Consider the following 544-nt stretch of genomic DNA (forward strand, 5'->3'; position numbering starts at 1 on the left):
GATCCTCCAGAGAAGGTGAGAGGTTGGAGACGTCGCAGTTGGCTTACGAAGGAGTTGCTTCCCCTCATTAAGTCGGCGCGCAACTGTCTGGAAATTGTATCTCCCTATTTCATCCCTGGCAAAAGAGGCTCGGCGGTCCTGATAGACCTCGTCAGCAATGGGGTTGACGTTTCGGTTTTGACCAATTCCTTGGCCGCTACAGACGTCGCCGCGGTCCACGGAGCTTATGCAAACTATCGCAAGCGATTGCTGAGGAATGGCGTGAGACTGTTCGAGCTCCAGCCCTTCAGTCGCCGACAGGCAATCTCTGTGTTTGGCTCCAAGGGCGCCAGTCTGCACACCAAATCTTTCACGGTTGACAATAAGACCGGGTTCGTCGGTTCCTTCAATTTTGATCCCCGGTCAGTGTCTTTGAACTCGGAGATGGGCGTGCTCTTTGAGGATGCCGAATTAGTCGGTGAACTTCGGCGCTTTTTTCAAGCGGAGATATCACCAGAAACCAGCTATCGGCTGGAACTAAAGAACGATGTGCTGCACTGGCATG

The 544-nt window shown here is 53.1% G+C and carries 1 protein-coding gene; it reads left to right on the plus strand.

All coding sequences use genetic code 11. The annotated features are described in order from the left end of the window. Nucleotides 1-15: 15 nt before the first annotated feature. Nucleotides 16-544 (plus strand): phospholipase D-like domain-containing protein (locus NKH36_RS34755; RefSeq protein WP_352966326.1); only part of this gene is annotated, 529 nt, incomplete at its 3' end.

It is taken from the genome of Mesorhizobium sp. M1312, assembly GCF_040318115.1.
GTDB lineage: Bacteria > Pseudomonadota > Alphaproteobacteria > Rhizobiales > Rhizobiaceae > Mesorhizobium.